This window comes from Nostoc sp. ChiSLP03a, from assembly GCF_034531215.2.
GTDB lineage: Bacteria > Cyanobacteriota > Cyanobacteriia > Cyanobacteriales > Nostocaceae > Nostoc.
This window is the reverse complement of sequence record NZ_JAVRBQ020000156.1, coordinates 17,148-37,505: the sequence shown is the minus strand read 5'-3', so window position 1 is coordinate 37,505 and position 20,358 is coordinate 17,148. Positions and strand designations below refer to the sequence as shown.

Annotated in this window: 8 protein-coding genes; all 8 read right to left on the bottom strand. The window is 41.0% G+C overall.

Annotation, left to right across the window (positions count from 1 at the left end; genetic code table 11):
* Window positions 1-27: 27 nt before the first annotated feature.
* On the bottom strand, window positions 28-4,935 hold the full coding sequence (locus RMY32_RS26685) for a non-ribosomal peptide synthetase (protein WP_322711968.1): 4,908 nt from the start codon (window positions 4,933-4,935) through the stop codon (window positions 28-30).
* A 219-nt stretch (window positions 4,936-5,154) separates the two neighbouring features.
* Window positions 5,155-5,949 carry an SDR family oxidoreductase gene (locus RMY32_RS26680; protein ID WP_322711967.1) on the bottom strand — a complete coding sequence of 265 codons (795 nt, stop codon included), beginning with the start codon at window positions 5,947-5,949 and terminating at the stop codon, window positions 5,155-5,157.
* A gap of 13 nt (window positions 5,950-5,962) precedes the next feature.
* The gene (locus RMY32_RS26675; protein ID WP_322711966.1) at window positions 5,963-6,649 is read right to left on the bottom strand and encodes a cupin domain-containing protein; all 687 of its coding nucleotides are present in this window, start codon (window positions 6,647-6,649) and stop codon (window positions 5,963-5,965) included.
* A gap of 9 nt (window positions 6,650-6,658) precedes the next feature.
* The gene (locus tag RMY32_RS26670; RefSeq protein ID WP_322711965.1) at window positions 6,659-7,255 is read right to left on the bottom strand and encodes a LysR family transcriptional regulator; all 597 of its coding nucleotides are present in this window, start codon (window positions 7,253-7,255) and stop codon (window positions 6,659-6,661) included.
* Window positions 7,256-7,396: 141 nt separating this feature from the next.
* A complete protein-coding gene (locus RMY32_RS26665) occupies window positions 7,397-12,268 on the bottom strand; it encodes a non-ribosomal peptide synthetase (RefSeq protein WP_322711964.1) in 4,872 nt (1,623 codons plus the stop codon).
* Window positions 12,269-16,285: an SDR family NAD(P)-dependent oxidoreductase gene (locus tag RMY32_RS26660; protein ID WP_322711963.1), complete on the bottom strand. Its 4,017-nt coding sequence runs from the start codon at window positions 16,283-16,285 to the stop codon at window positions 12,269-12,271.
* Window positions 16,286-16,791: 506 nt separating this feature from the next.
* On the bottom strand, window positions 16,792-17,187 hold the full coding sequence (locus RMY32_RS26655) for a hypothetical protein (RefSeq protein ID WP_322711962.1): 396 nt from the start codon (window positions 17,185-17,187) through the stop codon (window positions 16,792-16,794).
* A 273-nt stretch (window positions 17,188-17,460) separates the two neighbouring features.
* The gene (locus tag RMY32_RS26650) at window positions 17,461-19,587 is read right to left on the bottom strand and encodes a patatin-like phospholipase family protein (protein ID WP_322711961.1); all 2,127 of its coding nucleotides are present in this window, start codon (window positions 19,585-19,587) and stop codon (window positions 17,461-17,463) included.
* Between the last annotated feature and the right edge of the window lie 771 nt (window positions 19,588-20,358).

Below are 20,358 nucleotides of genomic sequence, written 5' to 3'. Positions count from 1 at the left end.
CCTCTATAATTTTATTAAACTACCAGTCTAAAAAGCGTTTTGACTGTTTAATTGAGATTGGATGGCTGCTGCTAGCTGAACTACAGTAGGTTTCTCAAACAGGTAAATCAACGGCAGTTCGACTTGCAAAGCTGACTGTAGTTTGCATATAACTTCAAGAGCTTGAGCAGAATGTCCTCCCAGTTCAAAAAAGTTGTCTTGAGTGCTAATCCGATCTATCCCTAAAATTTCTTTCCAGATAGCTAACACAACTTCTTCGATAGGATTTTGAGGTGTAACAAAATCCCTCGATGTTGGGGAGACAACAGTTTGAGTGGGCAAACTTGGAAGTTCCGATATTAAGATAAGTTCAGCTAGACGTTGGTTATAATTGGTCGTTATTTTTTCCAGCAAAGTCTGAAAATTATCGACCATCTTGGTAATAGTGGCAGCTTCAAATAAATCGGTTCTATATACGAGCAGACCTTCAATACCTGTTGAGGTTTCTTCGAGCGTTAACTCTAAATCAAACTCTGCGGTATCTTTTGTATCTCTAGCAATAAACTGCTCTTTCAAAGTGAGATTTGCAAATTCTAAATTATCCTCTGGAGTATTTTGAAAGACAAACATCACTTGATTTATTAATGTGTAACTAGGATCTCTGACTGGTTGGAGTTCTTCTATTAGCTTAATCAGGGGCATTTCTTGATGAGCGTAAACACCCAAGGCTACCTCGCGCACTCGGCTAAGTAGTTCTCGGAAGCTGGGATTTCCTCCTAAGTTGGTACAAAATGGCAGTAAATTGACAAAGAAACCAATCAGTCCTTCAGTTTCTACTCTGGTGCGATTTGCCAGGGCACTGCTGACAATGATATTTTCCTGTCTTGTATAAGAGAAGAGTAATGTCTGGAATGCTGCCAACAAAGTCATAAACAGGGTTACGCCTTCCTGTTGACTCAGTACCTTCAGCGCATCGGTTAATTTCTGAGAGAGAAGTACCGATTGACCTGCACTTTCAAAGGTTCGCGCTGGTGGACGGGGGCGATGCCTACGGCCAGCTTCGCTAACGCATGGTAGCTTCAATATTGGGGGAGTAGTGCCTAAATGCTTTTGCCAAAACTGAAGCTGAGACTCTAAGACTTGCCCTTGTAACCACTGCCTTTGCCATTGAGCAAAGTCGGTATACGCGATCGGTAACTCAGTCAACGGCGACGGCTTACCCTCACAAAAAGCTTCGTAAACTTTTGCCAGTTCTTGGGTTAGGACACTAAAAGACCAACCATCAGCAACAATATGGTGGGTAACGGCAACGAATAGATACTCTTGTTCGTCCAAACGCCAAAGCTTGCTGCGTAATAAAGGGCCTCGTGCCAAATCGAAAGGATGCTTAATTTCCTGTTCAGCCTGTTGTGTGGCTTGAGCTTCGCGTTCAGTTTCGCTGATGTGGCGGAGATCGATTACTGAAAAGTCAAAGACAGGCTCGTTAACAATAGCATAAACAACTTGGCCATTCTTAACCTGAAAAGTCGATCGCAATGTTTCATGTCGTCGGACAATTTCTCTTAAACTCTCTTCTAATGCTTTCTCGTTCAGCGCACCTGTGATGCGATAGACCAAAGGCAGGTTATAGATGGAATTGCCTGGATAAAATTGGTCAAAAAACCACAACTCTAGCTGGGTTAAAGAAATTGGTATTGGCTCGTTTTGCGAGGGCAACCGTTTTAGAGCTAACTCCTGCCGATCTGGCGCTTTAGCTGTGGCGATTTTTTGGGCTAAAGGTGCGATCGCAGGAGACTCAAACAAACTTAACAGTGGTAATTCTATGCCAAATGCTTTGCGCGTTAAAGCAATCACCTGAGTTGCTAGTAAAGAATGTCCCCCCAAATCAAAGAAGTTATCGTAAATACCAACTCGTTCTAACCCTAAAACATCTCTCCAAATCCCAGCCAAAATTTCTTCGGTGGGAGTACGCGGCTCAACAAAAGTTTGACTTAATTCCGGTCGGTTTGTTGTCGGTTCTGGTAAGGCGCGACGGTTTACCTTACCGTTGGGTGTGAGCGGAAAAGATTCCATTTCGACAAAAGCCGATGGAATCATATAATCTGGCAATTGCTCAGTGAAAAAAGCCCGCAGTTGTTCGACTGTGATTGTCTCTCCCGCAATGGGGACAAAGTAAGCGACTAAATATTTTTCCCTGGCACTTTCCCCATGCACTTTAGCTACAGCTTGGTTAATTTGAGGATGTTTGCTCAGAACGGCTTCAACTTCTCCCAGTTCAACGCGAAAGCCCCGAATTTTTACTAAATCATCTATCCGTCCCAAAAACTCGATATTCCCATCTGGTAGATATTGGGCTAAGTCGCCAGTTTTATAAAGTCTTCCGCCTCCTGCCTTCTGCCTCCTGTCTCCTGCCTCCTGAAACGGATTTGGTAGAAATTTTTGATTGGTCAAATCTGGACGGTTGAGGTAGCCACGAGCCAAACCATCACCACTCACGTAGAGTTCCCCAGGAACGCCAATCGGCACGGGTTGAAGGTTGCTGTCTAACAGATAAACTTGCACATTGACAGCAGCTTTACCAATGGGTGGATAAATCGGCCATTCATCTGGCTTTTGGCTAAAAGTATAAGCTGTCACTAAGTCTGCTTCCGTAGGGCCATAGAAATTGTAGAGCGTACAATTTTCCAGACGCTTAAACAGCTTAATCATCGGCTGAGTAATTTGGAGTTGTTCGCCACAAGCGATCGCTTCCCTAATATTTTGAAATAGATGTGCTTGCTCTCCGTATATTTCTGCTAATTGCTGCCAAAGAGTAACGGGCAGAAAAACTTTACCAATTGGGTTTAAGCTAAGTAAATGAATTAATTTATCTAAATCTTTGCGATCGCATTCAGAAATCATATACAGCGTGCCTCCCAAGCCCCACGCCACGGATATTTCGTGATAGCTGACATCAAAACTGAGGGAAGCAAACTGAAGTACACCAATACCTGTGGCCATTTTTGCCTGATGGTGTGCTACTAAATTGGCGAGCGATCGCTGGGTAACAAGAGTGCCTTTAGGAGTGCCGGTAGAGCCAGAGGTATATATGATGTAAGCTAAATTATCAGCTGCTACTTCAACTTGCAGATTACTCTCAGATTCTTTGGCGATTTCGTCCCCATCTTCATCTAACACAATTAGACGATGAGCCAAGTTGCCATCAAGTAATGACTTCCAACGTGTTTGAGTTAAGACAACTGGTGCTTGAGAATCGTTGAGCATAAACGCTAAACGCTCTGGCGGATAAGTAGGATCGAGAGGAACGCAAACTCCTCCAGCCTTGAGAGTTCCTAAAATAGCGATCGCAGCTGCTATTGAACGCTCCACACAAATACCTACAGGGATATCTGGCTTCACACCGAAGCGTTGCAAGTAGTGGGCGATTTTATTGGCTTGCTGGTTTAACTCCTGATAAGTCAAACTTTGGTTTTCATATACCACCGCTAAGGCTTGGGGTGTTCTTTCAACTTGCTCCTCAAATAACTGATGAATGCAACGATTGATCGGATGCGCTGCTGAGGTAGCATTCCACTGTACCAAAAGCAAATCTTGTTCTGCTGGAGTTAGTAGCGGTAACTCGCCTGGGGTGCGATGAAGATTGATGGTAATTCCCTGCAACAAAGTGAGGAAATGACCAGCCATGCGATCGATAATATCTACATCAAAGCGATCGCGATCGTAGTAAATTTTTACAGTCATTTCCTCGCCAGGAATCGCCAGCAGTGTGAGAGGATAATTGGTTTGTCCTCTGTCTTGTAGTTCCCCAATGCTTAAGTTTCCAGGAAGTTGTTGCAACGTTACATTTACAGGATAGTTTTCAAATACAACCAGGCTTTCAAACAAAAGTTGAGTGCGAGGAATTTCACTTACGCCTTGAATATCTACCAGTGGGGTGTATGAATACTGCTCCCGTTCTATATATTCTTGTTGCAACAACCGCAGCCAGGTTAACAAATCGGTTGTATCCGGGATTTTCACCCGTGCGGGTAATGTATTAATAAACAATCCCACCATCGACTCCACACCAGATAAAGTAAGTGGGCGACCAGATACAATAGTGCCAAAAACTACATCAGACTCACCACTGTAGCGACTTAGTAACAGCCCCCAAGCGGCTTGTACCAAGGTGGCAAGTGTGAGATGATGTTGTTGGGCAAAAGATTTTAAGGTAGTTGTCGTCTCAGCTGATAGATGTTGCGATCGCACCTCAATATTTTGCTGTTGGTGAGAACTTTGTTTTAGCGATCGTTCAACTATCAAAGGCGTAGGTGCAGTAAACCCCTCAAGATTTTGTTGCCAGAAAGCCTTCGCTCCAACCAAATCTTGCTGTTGCAACCAATTAATATAATCTCGGTAAGGACGACTGGGAGCTAAATATAACTGTTGACCGTTCTGAATTGACTCATATAAAGCAAACAATTCTTTGAAGATAACCGGCCAACTCCAGCCATCAACTAATAGGTGATGAAAACTCCAGATAAACTCATAAGTTTCATCGGCTACCCGGATTAAAGCAAAGCGCATTAATGGAGCTTTGTCAAGTTCAAAACCTTGTTTTCTATCTGAATCTAAGAAAGAATTGAGCCGGATTTCTTGCTCCTGCTGAGGAAACATTCGCCAGTCTAAATTAGACCAAAGCAAATTCACTTGTTTACGCACCACCTGAACTGCTTGTTTGCGATTTTTCCAAACAAAAAGAGTCCGCAAAGCCGAATGTCGTTCTACCAACAGTTGCCAAGCCCGCTCAAATACACCTGAATCTAAATTGCCATGAATAGTTAATTGAAACTGCTCAAAATAGATTGTCGATTCCGACTCATAGAGAGTATGAAAGAGTATCCCCTCTTGCGTAGGTGAAAGAGGATAAATAGATTCAATATCTTTATTTTTACTTTGTTTTTGTGCAACTACCATTGTTTTTTAAAGATGATATTAATTAGGTTATTGCGATTTTCATTTAAGTGAGGTACAAAATCAATGTTTTTTTAACGCAGAGGAGCGCAAAGGTACGCAGAGGTTTGCCCAATTTTATTAGCAATGTATTAATAACCTCTGTCCCTCTGCGGTTCATTCAAAAAATTAATTTTCATAAATCAAATAGAACTTATATAAACTAAAAGCTTACCAAATTTCTTAAAAAGCAGATGTTGACAATCCGCCATCTACTGGAATAGTAACACCCGTAATATAACTGGCACATTCTGACGCTAGAAAAGCTACCAAATTAGCAACTTCACTAGAAATACCGCGACGACCAAGAGGAATCATCTTATTCGTTCCTTCTATTATCGAATCAACTGTCCGGCCTTCCTCTTCGGCAAATACTTCTAAATATTCTCTATGCCTTGGAGTATCAATCAAACCAGGATTTACACAGGTAACTAAAACATTCCACTTAGCAACTTGTGAAGCAACAGTTTTAGTAAAATTGATTAATCCAGCATTCGCTACCCCCGATTTCACAAGACGACTAGAAGGCTCTTTTCCTGATGTTCCAACAATATTGATAATGCGTCCCCATTGCTGATTTTTCATTGTCGGTAGCACTAAATTTGTCATGCGAATATAGCCCATTAACTTGCCTTCAAACACAGACAACCAATCTTCATCAGATAGATTTTCTATTGCTTCATTAGAAAAACTAGCCCCTTCTGAATTATTGACTAATATATCAATTTTGCCAAATTGTTTGAGAGCTTCTTGGACTAAGTTTTGAGAATCACTTGGATTTTGCACATCAGCAGAAATCGGGATAATTTTTGCTTGAGAACCAATCAAACCTTGATAAGCTTGTTCTAACCGCTCAGAATTTCTCCCACAAATTATTAACTGACAACCTTCTGCTGCCAGCTTTTGGGCAACGCTATAACCTATGCCAGCACTTGCTCCGGTCACTAAAGCTACTTTTTGTGTTAATCCTAAATCCATGATGAATATTCCTTTAGGAAGTAGTTAGCACTGTCTTAGAAAAACTATCTTTAAGCGAAAAATGAGAGCGAAGCTTAATCACAAGTTCAATCAAAGATACTGTTTCATCAGAAGAATTATATCCTCCATAAACAACATCAGCAGGAACATAATAAACACTACCATATTCTACCTGTTGCTGTTGTTCTGCAACTGCGATCGTCAATTTATCATTCAGGACTATTCCCATTATTTCATCAGCCGATTGGCGAATTGGGATTATTCCTTTAGGAGGAATTTGAGTGATAATAATCTCAAACCAAGAACCAACAACAGACTTACACTCAAAACCTGTAACTTCATCTTGAGTTGATGTAACTTTTAAAATAGCCTCCTCAGCTTCCTCTGAATTTGTGATGCGTTTCACATCAAACGCTAACGCTATTTCTGAGAAAGGGTTGATAGAACCATGAAGAACATTAGAACCAGCTACATAAACTTGCTCAAATGGCTCCAGAATTTCTTTAGTCCCGTTGAGGTTAAATTCCAAACGTCCCGCAATTTGCATTCCAATTTGGCTTTCGGGATGTCGATGCAATTCAAAAGTAGCCCCTGCTGGAATAGAAGCTAATTGCACAACTGTGTCTTGACATTGAAATGCGATTAACTCAACATCAGAATTAATTTTGATGGTTTTTGGCTGAGGAAAATATTTAGACATAACTTTCTGCTAATTTAATTTTTTTTGAAAAATCGACCAACTCATACGAATGTTTCCATAGATTGAAATAAATTCTAAATCGTAGGCTTTCACCGCATTCTCATTAGTAATAGCGAAATCGGCTAAACCCTGCATTACCTGCATCGCTGAATCGCTGGTAGAAGGAGACAAATCCACTTGTATTTGTGTTTGATCTTGAGAGTCTGGCAATAGTTTTGTTAACAGAGGTAAAGGAGCAGGATGAGTAACAATTCTAGAACCGTTGAAAACTGCATCTTTATTTTTTTTCTTAGCCAATCCATAAACTGGAGTAGGAAATATAAAAATGAAGCCTAGCTCAAAACTTGGCTCCATATAAAACTCATTAATTCGGTCGTAAGCATGAGGGACTAAAGCCATATTTACTTTGTCTTGTAGCAAAGCTTCTTTGACATCTGTAAAAGTATCAAATAACTGAGTTGATACAGTAAATTCTTCTGAGATAAGATGGTTCTTTATGTGCTTGGCAGCGTAGTCACTACTAGTAGCATTAGGCCCCAAAGTACCTATGACTAAATTTTTTGAAGGAGGGATACGAGGTTGAAATTCAATCTGAAATTCCAGCATAGTTTTTCCTGAGTAATCATCATGATATTTTTTGGTAGCGAATCATTAGTAGCTTTGTTATAAATTACCTCCAGAAATTTAGTTTATTTGCAGAAAACTTTGTGAAAACAGAAACCGGGTTTCTAGTATGAACGACTTTATTTAATTAATTTCTGCTAGTAGTTCGTCCAAAGCTTCTTGGCTAAACTCAACTTCTGGGAAATCTGAAGGAGTATAGCCACCTGCCTCTGGGGATAAACAGTGGGTAATAATAGTTTCTAAAGCTTCTATATACTCATTAGCCAGATTTTCTACAGTAGCCCGACTATGGAAATGCTCGCTATATTGCCATTCCAGTTTCAGCCTTCCTTCAACGACTAATCCATTTACAGTTAACAAATGGGGGCGCTGTCCTTTGAGACTGTGAATGGAACCGCTAGACTCTTGAGCATATTTCCACCCAAGGGTTGCTAACTGCGTTTGGTCGAATTGACCCAAGTAGTTAAAGCTCACCTCAGCTTGGGGTAGGACTTGTATAGATAGTTTTTCTCCCCTGCTCCCCGCTCCCTGCTCAAGAGCTTTTTCACTGCGATCGCTCTCATCCAGGCTAAGATAGCGCCAGATGCCATAATCAATACCTCGGTTGGGAATACCTCGCAGTTGCTCTTTTACCGACTTGAGAACCTCTCCGAGATCGAGACGATCCTCAAGTTTTAACAGTACGGGGAATATAGTAGTAAACCAGCCTACAGTGCGAGATAAGTCCACATCTTCAAACAAGTCCTCTCGTCCGTGACCTTCTAAGTCAATCAATAAAGAGTAAGAACCTGTCCAACGAGTGAAAATCTGCACCAACGCGGTCAATAGCACATCGTTAATTTGAGTATTGTAAACTCCAGGGACATCCTGTAAGAGAGCGCGAGTCTGTTCTACACTCAGGTATACAGATACAATCCGACTGGAAGCTACAGTATTATCTTGGGCAATAGCAGCATAATCCAACGGTAAAGGAGCGATTGGGAACCGCATTGAGTCCAGCCAGTAATCTAGCTGTGAGTATTCTTGAGTGCGGGCATAATCCTGCAATCGAATTGCCCAATCCTTAAAGGAAGTTGTTTTTGCAGGTAGTTGGATACTTTTGCCAGTTTCTAATTGTTTGTATGCCTCAGATAAATCTTCTAGCAATATTCGCCACGAGATTCCATCGACAGCCAAGTGATGGATGACGATGAGTAAACGTCCGGGAGAATTGCCTAAATGAAACAGAACGACCCGCATTAGCGGCCCATCTGCTAAGTTCAGCGTTCTTTGTGCTTCGTCTGCCCTTGCTTCAATTGTCCTTAACTGTTCTGCTTGGGGCAGATAGGACAAATCTGCAATACCCAACGATATGCCATCGCTCACATCACTGTTATACTGCTGCCATTGCCCCTCCTGCTGGACAAACCGCAGGCGTAAAGCGTCGTGATGGTACAGTAACTTTTGTAGTGCCTGCTTTAATAATTCCGGTTGCAAATTTGCGGGAACTTCTAGCAGAAAGGATTGGTTAAAGTGATGAGGTTCCGGCAGATTTTGCTCAAAGAACCAGTGCTGAATCGGTGTTAAAGGGATAATCCCTGTAACTAAACCTTGTTCTGATTGAACCGAATTAATTGTACCAGCAACAGCAGCTAATTCAGCAATTGTTTGGTGTTGAAATAGTTGTTTCGGAGTAAGTTTTAGTCCGGCTTGATTAGCTTTAGCAATAATTTGCATACTAATGATGGAATCCCCGCCCAATTCAAAGAAATTGTCGTGGATACCGACTTGTTTTAGTATCAAAACATCCTGCCAAATCTTTGCTAAGACTTCTTGAGTGTGGGTGTGGGGAGAGACAAAGCCAGTTGATTCATCGAACTCGAACTCTGGTACTGGTAATGCACGACGATCTACTTTGCCGTTTGGGGTAATCGGCAAAGCTTCTAGAACTGTGAAGGATGCAGGTATCATGTAACTGGGAAGCTTTGACTTGAGAAACAGGCGTAACTCATTACTGGTTGGCTGTGTCAATTCTGGGATGATATATGCTGCCAAACTCTTAATACTAGGTTTATCTTCTCTGGCAAGCACAACAGCATCGCGTACCTGTGGGTGTTGAGTCAAAGCTGCCTCAATTTCGGAAAGTTCAATGCGAAAGCCACGAATTTTAACTTGGTTATCAATGCGACCCAAGAATTCTATATTGCCATCGGCTTGGTAGCGAACCAAATCGCCTGTTCGATAAAGCCGCTCAGAAGAGGCAGAAGGGCAGGGGGCAGGGAGCAAGGGAGAAGATCCTCTCCTCTGCTCCCTGCTCCCTGCTCCCCTGCCTCTTTTAAAGGGGTTACTAATGAATCTTTCAGCCGTCAGGTCAAGACGGTGGAGATAACCCCGTGCCAAGCTCTCACCACCGATGTACAATTCTCCAGTCACACCAATGGGTACAGGCTGCAACAGGGAATCGAGTATATAAACTTGAGTATTAGCGATCGCCCGCCCAATCGCAGGTGGTATATAGTCTTGTTGTCTTTTAGGAACAGTACTAGATGTTGTGACTACAGTATTCTCTGTTGGGCCGTAATTATTCACCACCTGAAAGGGATGAGCAGCCGAAGGATATTGATGAAGTTGCTCCCCACCTGTGAGCAAAATCCGCAAAGCAGCATTCGCCGGCCAATTTAATGATAGAATTTTCTCGGCCATTGGTGTCGGGAGGAAACTAATGGTTATTGCCTTTGACAACAACCAGTCTCGTAGTTGCTCAGGGTAAAGCCGGGTTTCATCATTGGGAAAGTGAATGCTAGCTCCAGCAGTCAGATAAGGCCAGATTTCCCAACCACAAGCGTCAAATGCAACTCCTGCAATTTGTGTTGCTCGGTCAAGCGGCGACACTGCAAAAGCTTGTTGATGCCAAAAGACGAGATTTAACAATCCTCGATGTTCAATTTGCACTCCTTTGGGTTTACCAGTGGAGCCGGAGGTGTAAATCACATAAGCCAAATTGTCAGTTGTTGCTGTATGGAGTAAATTCTCTACACTGGTGCTGAAGATTGCTGTGTCGCTATCCAGACAAATCACCTGCGCTTGATGTGACGGTAACGTTGCCACCAAGCTTTCCTGGGTCAACAGTACTTTAACTTGGGCATCTTCTAGCATAAACGCCAACCGCTCTTGGGGATACGCCGGGTCAAGCGGTACATAAGCCCCACCAGTCTTGAGAATGCCCAGCAATCCTACTATCATTAAAGGCGTACGCTCAACACAAATTCCCACCAGTACTTCTGGTTTCACCCCAAGAGTTTGCAGATAATGCGCTAATTGATTGGCGCGGAGGTTCAACTGTTGGTATGTAAGGGACTCATCCTCATAGACCACAGCTAATGCATTTGGTGTTTTTTCAACCTGCTCCTCGAACAACTGATGGATGCATTTGCTCTGAGGATAAAGCGTATAAGTATCATTCCATTCCACTAGCAACTGATGACGTTCGCACTCACTCAGCAGTGGTAACTCAGCAATAGGTTGATGGGGATTAGCAATAATCGCTGCTAACAAAGTCTGGAAATGACTTGTCATCCTGGCAATCGTATCTGGCTCAAAGAGGTCGCTGTTATATTCCCACGAACCCATCAATCCCGCTTTTGTCTGCCAAACTGCCAAGCTCAAATCAAACTGAGATGTCTCCCTTTTTACCAGTTGGGGAGTCAAGGTAAGATTAGGCAACTCTAATGTATCTAACGAGAAATTCTCTAAGACAAACATCACCTGAAATAGGGGATTGTAGCTGAGAGAACGTTCTGGCTGCAACGCTTCTACTACTTGTTCAAAAGGAACATCTTGATGAGTGTAAGCAGAGGTTGCAACTTGGCGCACTTGAGAGAGAAACTCATAAAAACTAGGATTTCCCTCAATCCGGTGACGCAGTACCAATGTATTGACAAAAAAGCCAATCAATGATTCTATATCTTTGCGGTTGCGGTTGGCGATCGCGCTACCGATGCAGATATCATCCTGACCACTGTAACGAAACATTAAAACTACAAAAGCCGCCAGTAGGGTATGAAATAAGGTAGCTCCTGACTGTTGGCTGAAGGTTTTGATTTGCTTGCTCAAATTCTGGTCAATTTGAAATTCTTTGGTAGCACCACAGAAAGTCTGAACGGGGGGACGCGGTTTGTCTGTGGGTAGTTCTAATAAGGGTGTAGCACCAGCTAACTGTTGCTTCCAGTAATTCAGTTGTTGTTTTTGAACTGACTCAGTTAACCACTGTCGCTGCCAAACTGCAAAATCAGCATACTGGATCGGCAGCTCAGAAAGGAGCAAAGGAGAACCAAGAGTAAAAGCTCGGTAGAGGTTAGACAACTCTTGGATGAATATCCCCATTGACCAACCATCTGTGATGATGTGGTGCATAGTCAATACCAGGACATGGGACTCTGGCCCCAGTCGTAGTAAAGTGATTCGCAACAAAGGGCTGTTACTCAAATCAAAAGGTTGGCGAGCTTCTTTTGTGACAATCTGTTGTACCTCTGATGCTTCTAAACCTTGCAAGTCTAGAACTGGCATAGTGATTGTCAAGCTGGGAGAAATTACCTGCAAGGGTTTTCCATCTACTGCTGGAAATGTTGTTCGCAGAATTTCGTGACGACGGATGATTTCGTTGATACTCTGCTCAAGAGCTTCTGTGTTGAGTACACCTTGAAAGCGTAGCTGGCAACTCTCATTATAAAATGGGCTTTGGCTCTCTAATTGATAGAGAAACCACATCCTCTGTTGGGCAAAGGATAAGGGCAACTCCTCAGAACGCTGTATAGATGGTATTGGCTCAAAGGAGGAGTCTGTTGCAGTCTTAGCTTCTTCTAGAAAAGCCAGGATTTCTGATTTTCGCTCTAGCAGTTGGTTTTTCAGGTCTGGGTTCATCACTTGCTTGGGAGCGCGATAGTTTAACTGGTCGCCTTCCAACCAAATTTTTATGCCTAAACTATTTAAATAAGATACAAATTCTATTGTTGTCATTTATAATACGCCTCCCTCATATTCTTCTTCTGCGTCATCAATAGCTACATTCCACTTACTGACGACAGTTAGCAGCGCCTCAAGACTTTCTCCCAAACCAGCTACAGTCGGGGATGCAAAAAAACGATTTGGCGACAATTCAACAGCAAAAGCCTCGCGCAACCGAGAGATGACTTGGAAGGCTAGCAAAGAATTTCCTCCCAGTTGAAAGAAGTTGTCGTAAATACTAATCTGGGGTATTTTTAAAATTTCTTGCCAGATTTGAGCTATTTGCCGTTCTGTTTCGTTTCGGGGAGCGATCGCTCTTTGAGTTATACCTCTAGCTAATAAGTCTCGATTGATTTCACCATTAGCGGTGAGGGGCATTTGGGATAGTTGCACGAAGTCACAGTTAACAGTTGTTCCGAAGCGATCGCGCACTGTCAAATCTGATAACTCTGGTACGGTAGAACCGTTACTCGTAGTGAAATAAGCAGTTAATTTCTCTAAACCTGGAAACTCAGAGGTAAAACGCTGAATTTTGGGATTGCTGCCATCTAAACCGACTATTAGCTGGGCTTGGTTGTGATATAAATCAGCCAAAAAGGAATATAATCCTTGTTGCAAACTCATCTCATAATAGCCTTGAGCGCGGGTGATTTCTTGCCTCTGATAACCCTGATTGATTCCTGTATCACGCCAATTTGTCCAAGCAAAGCAATAGCTGTGCAACCCACCAATAGAACGTTGATATTGATTAAAGCTTTCCAAAAAATTGTTAGCAGCAGCATAAGCAGAAATTGTCGCTCCACCAAAGAAACTTGCTAAAGACGAAAAGCTAATGAAAATCCCCTGTCCTTGCTTCTTAAGTACCTGATGTAGCACCCAAGTGCCTAACACTTTGGGTTGCAAAATTGCAGCTAAACTCTGTGGCGTTTCATTCACTAGCATTTGTTCGTGATAAGTTCCCGCCAGATGAATCACGCCATCCAGTTGACATCCCCAGTTAGCCTTGGCTTTTTCCACCACTTGTTGCACGGCTTGAAAGTCGCAGATATCCACTGCTTCATAAACTACCGAGCCAAGCTGCTTTAATTCCTGATAAACCTTGACTTTTTCTAATGAGACATTTGGTAAACGAGTCCGACCTACTAATAATAATTTGGCATTAAAAAATTTAATTAGATATTTAGCAATTTCAACCGCAACGCCTCCAAGTCCACCACTTATCAGATACATTCCCCCTACTTTTAAGGGAAGTTCTTGCTTTGGTTTATTTTGTAGATTAACTTTTTCTAAACCTGCAATCAAACGCTGTCCATCCCGATAAGCAACTTCTTGCTCTTTTGATAAAACCTGGAGTTCTTGTAAAACATAGTTACCATCTGCCTGTATTGAATTTGGTGCCAAATCTATGTGACGGCAATTTAACCAGGGTATTTCTTGAGGAATAGTTTTAATTACACCGAGAACTGGAGATTTTTCATAAGCAATCTTGTCTGTTACTTGAGTAGACTGGGTGTAGCTAGAAACAAACAATAACTGTAAATCTGGGAAACTTTGAGTTTTTGCTAGGGCTTGGATAAGAAATAATAAACTGTAAATTCCCTGTTCTTGCGCTTTTTCCAGAGCTGCTAGGCTTGTGATTTCTTTGCCATACTCTTGATAATTCCATAAATGGAGAATCTGACCAATGGTTTGATTCTCTGCCTTTATGGTGTCAAGCAAGAGTTGATAATGCTCTGCATTTCCAGGAGTTAAAAAGAAGTGATTATAACCTTTTTTAGCAAAATCAGAGCCGGGTGAAACACACAAATATGGCAGGTTTCGCTGTTCTAGTTGCTGACAAACAAATGTCCCCAATCCTAACTCGTCGAGGAAGACTATAGTTAGATAACCTTGAGGTAAAGCTTTTAGAAGCTTGGCGTTCTTACGTCGCCAGACTTTTTGATAAAACCAGTCAGGAATAGTATTAGTATTATTTAGTAAGATATCAACTTGTTTGATAATTTGGTTAAACTCACCCACACCGAAGCGATCGCTAAGTTGCGATCGCTGGATTTTACCAATAACAGTTTTGGGTATATCTTCTTTAGGTAATAAAATTAAATAATCAGGATTCAACCCGATTTTACTGACGACTGTCTGCCGGATTTTAGTTAGTAGTTCTAATAGTTTTTGATCTTCTGTAATTGGCGAATTGAAGAAAATAGCTAGTTTCTCTGTTGCACTATCAGCATCGCAGACTGCACAAGCGGCGGTGTAGGACACTTCAATTTCGCCAATTTCTTCAACTACTGCTTCAATTTCATGACTGTAGTAGTTAGCTCCATTGATAATAATGGTTTCTTTGGCGCGACCAGTAACCACTAATTGTCCGTTGGCAATAAATCCTAAATCTCCAGTATCAAACCAGCCATCTTTTAAAAATGATTGACTGTTGGCATCGTGGTTATTGTAATATCCTGGAGAAACTGCATCACCTTGGACTTGCAAACGACCTATGGTGTCTTCTCTTAATACAGAGTTGTTATTATCTACTATGCGAATGGTAATTCCAGGAATAACTGAACCTAAATCAGTAAAAATATGATGATTTGGATGGTCTATTTCTACTCGTTTAATAGTACTTTGCAATCTAGATTTGTCTATCCTATGGAACAACAAAGATGCTTCTTGGTGCGGCTGATAATATGTAATCCCTGAACCCATCTCTGCCATCCCAAAAGCTGGTCTAATTGCCGTTGCTTTGAGTCCGTAAGTAACTAAATTTTCTTGAAAATCCTCCACAGCTTTACTGGATACTGCTTCACCAGCTGTTAGTAAGAATTTTACGCAAGATAAATTCCAGTTTTGTTCTGGTTCTTGTTTGAGAGAGTCATTAACTATGGCATAAGCAAAATTGGGCGCCCAGCTATGAGTAATGCGGTATTTATGGATTAAATCTAACCAGTTGAGGATGCGACCTAAGATATATTCTTTTTGTGCATAAACTAAGGTACAACCGATTTCTACACCACGAATATGCCAGTCGGAAATGCTGCCAATATGATCGAACGGCAGCCAATTCAAAATTACATCTTCTAGCGCGTGTTGATTAAGTTGGTTAGCCCCTCTGGCACGAGCAATGAGATTTTGATGAGTCAATTGAACGCATTTTGGGATTCCTGTACTGCCAGAAGTTAAGTTAAAAAGAGCTACTTCATTTGGTTGACTTTGGTGATATTGTTTGCTGGCAGTATTATCTTTTAATGCTTCAATCGTGTCTATTTTTAGGCGTTCTTCTGGTAGCCATTGCGATAGTAATTCTACTTCTTGTTTGAGAGCTTCTGTAGTTAAGATGACTGGACTATCTAAGAACTGCCAAATATGACAAAGCTTATCCACCACCTTGTTTGATTCTCTATAAGTTGGTGACACTTCCATGATTACGGGTACAAAGCCTCCCAATATGCAGCCCCAAAAAGTAGGAATAATGTCACAATTAAGTTCCATCTGCAATATGACTTTGTTTTTTGGCTTGAGTCCCAATTTTCTCAAACCGGTAAGAATTCGCTCGCCAATTTCAAGTAACTCAGCGTAAGATTGGCGTAGTTCTGTGCCATCGGGCAACAGGTAAATAATTTTCCCACCTGTAGCCTGTTGAGCAGTTCTTTGCAAAACTTCGGGTAAGGTAATAGGTGCATTGCGATCGTCAGGGAGAATACCACCGTAGCTGATGGCAAGTGGTTTTAGTTCAAAGAAATGTTGTTGTGTATTGGGCTGAGAGTCTTTGAGGATTGGGGAAAAGTTTGCGATGGGCAAAGCCCCGCCTTTGGCGATCGCATTTTTGTTTTGCCAATCTGGGAGCAAATCTGACAAATGGAGTGAAGGGATCTGCTTTCTCAACTCCTGCACTACTATCACTGCCTGTTCGATTTTGTGATGAGAATTAAGTTGCTTTTCTACTTGCTCAATTAAAATTTCATCAATAACAGGAATGTTGCTCAAAGCTAATTCGTCTACATCTCCTGTCGCAGTTAAAGGTAGATTAGACACTGAGACAAAAGCTCTTGGTAGTAATGCTTTATCGCATATATCTTGAAGATAAAAGCGAATTTGTTCTAGTGAAATATTTGAGTTTGAAACAATATATAGTATGACTTCTAGTGGAGAGAATTTTTTAATAATTACTGTACATTCGTTTATTGAATTTTTATTCAATAAAACTAATTCAAAATCATTTTTAAGTTGTTGGATTTTCTCGAAATTTAAACTTTTCCTTTCTGAAAAATTCATTTGAATATCAACCCATACTGTATATAAGTGGTGGTTAAAAACTATAAATTGAATGAATTAGTGCAGAACAAGTTTTGAGGTTTTAATCTGTTCCTGTTTTAATATACTTTCAGGCGGTATTGCATGAATTTGAATAATGGCCTTTGAGGGTTTAATCCGGTAGAAGTCGGACTCAGAGGCCATTTTATTATTTGAGAGCAATTAAGCGCGATCGCACTTAATTTAGTAACATTTTGTTCGCAGTCTCAACAAATGTAACAGTAAAATTATTCCTCGACGATTTCAATTGTTTTTGGCTGCTGCACATCTTCAAAATTCTCAGTAATTGTTGGGTTAAGTTCATTTTTTAGTTTGAGCTTTAGATCCTCTGTAATGGGTAAATCTTTAATTTCTTTGAGGAGATATCTCACAGATTCGGTTTTACGACGTTCTGTATAAATGTTCTTGAGAACTGCTTCAATTCCAAATCCCGCTATAGCCTCTCCTACAAGTGTTGTCAAACCAAGCACACCTAGACCGCCGATGATGCCAAGCGGGCCTCCCAAACCCGCCAAGGCAGCTACAACGCCGTAACCACCCGCCAAACCTGTTGCAGAAACTGCAATTACCAGAAGTATGCCAGGAAGACCCAAAGCAGCGATTTTTTTAACGACTTCATCCATTGGAGTTACCTCAAATCCTTACATTCTTGGTTAAATCTTGATTAAGGGTAATAGAATTTATTCACCCTTACTTGCTAGCTTAGTACTTAATCGAGATGGTGACTAATTTTTCATTTTAAAAAAATTAGTGCTGAGTGCTGAGTTAAGAGTTAGGAGTAGAGACGCGATTAACCCTTGTCTGTACAAAAGTTATGAGTTATGAGTTATGAGTTTTTTTATCTCCTTGTCTCCCTTGTCCCCCTGCTCCCTGCTCCCTGCTCCCCTGCCTCTTTTTTAGGCTGACAAAATACTACATAACTCATCGATTTGTTGACTTCTTTCTGTAATCAATCGATGGGCTATAGTTTGTAGCTGACGAATATTTTCTGATTTGACATTATCTATGTCTTCTAACTCACCTGTGAGGAATGTTTGAAATCTATAATAAGAGCCTCTGATTTCTTTTTCAGTAGACTCAAATAAGTGTTCTAATTCTCCGGCTACAACTTCACTACCACCGTCCAGAACAATGTTTAAAAGAGGTTTTACCCATTGCAATTGTCCCCAATTTTTGACATCGTTATACTTGTAGACACTCGTCAAGGAACCTGTACCCAAGGAAACTAATAAGATATCGTTGGTATGTAGCGCTGTTCTTTGAGCTTGTCTACTGATTTTCGCTTCTGTAATCGCCAAGCTTGCTGGATTATTAGCAACCAATCCTCCATCTACTAAATTATAGAAGCCACTAGGATTATGGGAAGTCGCAACTCGATAGGGAGGAAAATAAGTAGGTGTCGCACTAGTTGCCATTGCCGCATCTTTGAGCGTAAAACCGACACTCACCTTCCGAAACTTTTTAGATTCTATCTGTTGTTTTTCAATTTTGTTGGTAAAGAATATCGGAATTCGCTGTTCAATATCGTAGCTAGTGACAAAAACTTCTTTAAGATTATTTTCTAGAGGGCTATTACCAAAATATTTGTTGATAATTTCCTCTCTGCCATCAGACGCATATTTGGGCTGACTAAACATATCTTCAAGAGGGCCGAGCAGATGTTCAAAAAATGGCTCGTAAAATATCTCAGCCCCATATTCGACATATAATTTGACCATCTGTTCGGCACTGTACTGAGCTTGTGGCTCACTTTGAGGTATAGATGGATCTAAACTTAATTGGGGTTTAGTCAATCCTAGTGCCAGAATTCCTCCGGTTGAAGTGCCTGCAATTAAGTCGAATAAACTAAAAATCGGTTTTTTTGTGCGCTTTTCAATTTCTGCTAATATTATCGCTGGGATAATGCCTCGAATACCGCCTCCATCAATGGAAAGAATTTTATATCTAGGATTGGCTGTAGTAATCATAGTTTTTTGCGATCGCTCCTGAGTTAATTTTTGTGGTTTTTTGGGCTGTTGGATATCGGCCAGAACTTGACTTTCAGTTGCTTGAGCTATTTCGACTTTCTCCTCCTGCTTTGGCTGGGAAGTTTGAATCTTGGTATTTTCACTCTGCTTCTTTGCTCCTTTTTTTCCCTTTCCTGTAGTCGAGGCTGCGGGAGAGGGAGTTACAAGAACGGCGCTTTCTACATTTGGGGAAACCTCAATGGATTGCTGCAAGTCAGCTTGGCCAACAGCAGTTAGTTCAGTGGAGGAAACCTCTGCAACTGACTGGTTCTCTTCTGGGGAATTGCTTGTTGTCTGGCTCTGGTTCGATGATTGGGTAATTCCAAATGGAATTTCTGCTAAACCCCAACTGGGATTACCATGCAAAGTTCCATTATGAGTATTTTCAGTCTGGTCTTTGACGGTCGTTCCTTCTCCTTCGTTTAAGATCCAATAAGCGACTAATCCTTGTTCATTCCCGACTAGAGGCCCAGAGCGGTGTGTTTGGATTTCTACTGGCGGACAAGGGTAATTCCAGACGCTAATGTTAGCTAATTGACCTGTGAAATATATATTGTTGTGTAAAGTCGCGCCCAGAGTTACAGGACTAGTTGCTTTGTTTAAAGAGTCACCTGTCAAATAGCCAAAATATTCATGCTCATCAAGGTGTATAGTCAGTTGACCCCGATTAAAAACAATAGCAAAGAAGTGCCATTGTCCGACAGTTAATTCTCCATTACCAAAGGTTTTGATAACCTTCTCTACCTTCTCATCAATATATATATCTAAGTTTCCTGATTCATTGATGCCAAACTCAAAGTTATCACTATATCGGTCTGAGGAACGGGCAAAAAAAACATTGTGCGTTCCGTATGTAGTGGCTTGATTTTTTAGTTCTTGAGGATTAATCCATCCAGAAATCGTAAAAGCTGAACTACCCTCAGCAAAAACACCACCAATATCATTCCTGCCAAAATTTATATAATCATCCTGACCATCAAATGTTATAACTGATTGGCTATATACCTGTGTTGTCACGATATTTTAATCTCCAAATAAGAGTAGAACTGAAGAAAGTCCTTAGCGACGATTAAAATTTATGGCGATCGCTTGAATTAATGGGGTGTACTCAGATTGCTATCATCGTCCATCGTCGCACTCTTTACGACTGATTATACCAGTATGGCTGCGCTCCCTATTAGTTTTCATATCTCACTCACCATTAAGATTTTTTCAGTTAAAATCTTGGCAAATATTAAAGAAAATTACTAAACCTTTCTCAACTTATAACTTATTCAAAATTATAATTCATTGCAATCTTTTCAATTATTGCTCAAATATTCAAAATTTATGTTTATTGTATCAAAAACATAGTTTATTTGGATTTTTTAGTCAAGATATTTATTTAAATATTTACTTAAATTTATAGAATTATTCTGCTTTAAATCTTGGCGAACAACATAACTTGTTGACGATTGCTGTCTTAACTGTCTTAACTGTCTTAACTGTCTTAACTGTCTTAACCGAATTGCTTGAAACGCTGTTGCATTTTATTGAGAAAAATGAGATGATTCTTTAACTGAAATTTTCGGTATGTTAATTTAAAGAAAGTAAGTTTGTTTCAACGATATTAGGAATCTGTTTTTATTTCTAAAATTATTTGCGTGGTGCGTGTTGGTGTTGGCGTTAGCATCTCTGGAAGAGAAGCCTCTCTCAGAAAAGCGCAGCACAAGCGCGATCGGGAGGGAACTCTTAACAAAAGAGAAAAAAGTTAGAGGTATACTGAGTTTTTCACGCAACCAAAGATGA

Excerpts from the sequence above, each read along its gene's own strand:
- RMY32_RS26655 (WP_322711962.1), bottom strand. The coding sequence starts at position 17,187 with ATGGATGAAGTCGTTAAAAAAATCGCTGCTTTGGGTCTTCCTGGCATA.
- RMY32_RS26685 (WP_322711968.1), bottom strand. The coding sequence starts at position 4,935 with ATGGTAGTTGCACAAAAACAAAGTAAAAATAAAGATATTGAATCTATT.
- RMY32_RS26665 (WP_322711964.1), bottom strand. The coding sequence starts at position 12,268 with ATGACAACAATAGAATTTGTATCTTATTTAAATAGTTTAGGCATAAAA.
- RMY32_RS26675 (WP_322711966.1), bottom strand. The coding sequence starts at position 6,649 with ATGTCTAAATATTTTCCTCAGCCAAAAACCATCAAAATTAATTCTGAT.
- RMY32_RS26670 (WP_322711965.1), bottom strand. The coding sequence starts at position 7,255 with ATGCTGGAATTTCAGATTGAATTTCAACCTCGTATCCCTCCTTCAAAA.
- RMY32_RS26680 (WP_322711967.1), bottom strand. The coding sequence starts at position 5,949 with ATGGATTTAGGATTAACACAAAAAGTAGCTTTAGTGACCGGAGCAAGT.